This window comes from Caulobacter sp. CCH9-E1, assembly GCF_001556515.1.
Lineage (GTDB): Bacteria > Pseudomonadota > Alphaproteobacteria > Caulobacterales > Caulobacteraceae > Caulobacter.
On the sequence record NZ_LSJA01000378.1, the window covers coordinates 1 to 845 of the forward strand.

1 protein-coding gene and 1 pseudogene are annotated in these 845 nt (G+C 68.8%); one reads left to right on the forward strand and one right to left on the reverse strand.

All coding sequences use genetic code 11. From position 1 onward, the window contains the following. Positions 1-599 (forward strand): methyl-accepting chemotaxis protein (locus AX690_RS21290; RefSeq protein ID WP_231732270.1); only part of this gene is annotated, 599 nt, incomplete at its 5' end. 151 nt (positions 600-750) lie between these two features. Here the strand turns inward: AX690_RS21290 and AX690_RS23805 are convergent. Next, positions 751-845, reverse strand: a pseudogene (locus AX690_RS23805) (hypothetical protein); the annotation flags it as partial.

Sequence of the window (845 nt, forward strand, 5' to 3'; positions counted from 1 at the left end):
TGATCGACGAGATCGCCTTCCAGACCAACCTGCTGGCCCTGAACGCCGGCGTCGAGGCCGCGCGCGCCGGTGAAGCCGGCAAGGGCTTCGCGGTGGTCGCTCAGGAGGTGCGAGCCCTGGCCCAGCGTTCGGCCGAGGCCGCCAAGGAGATCAAGGCCCTGATCGGCGCCTCGACCAAGCAGGTCGAGGCCGGCGTGGGGCTGGTGGGCCAAACGGGTGATGCTCTGAAAGGCATCGTCGGCAAGGTGGCCGAGATCGACGAGCTGATCATCCAGATCTCGGCCTCGTCCCAGGACCAGGCGCGCGGGCTTTCGGAGGTGAACACGGCCGTCAACCAGATGGACCAGGTCACTCAGCAGAACGCCGCGATGGTCGAGGAGACGACGGCCGCGACCCATTCGCTGAAGAGCCAGACGGCGGAGTTGGCCCGTCAGGTGGCGACCTTCTCGATCTCGGGTCGCGCTTCGGCTCCAGCCGCGCAAGCCCCCGCGCCACGCGCCGCGCCCGCGCCGCGTCCAGCCAGCCGTCCAGGCGCGTCGGCCCCTGTCTCGCGCGGCGGGGCGGCGGCGGCTGTTAAAGACGAGTGGGAAGAATTCTAGAGGGAGCGCCCACGCCGGCGCGGAAGGGGTCTCACCCGTTCCGCTCTGGTCAGCGCACAATAAGACGCCCTCGCCGAGCGATCGGCGAGGGCGTTCTGATTTTCAGCTTGGTGGGCGAGGACTTAAGCGTCTCGCGCCGACTCGGCGACGCTTACGCGCCGCCCGGGAAGCGGAAGGGAACCTTCACGGTGCCGGTCTTGGCGCCCATCGGCAGCTTTTCAGCGATGCACATGGCGGCCTTGTCGA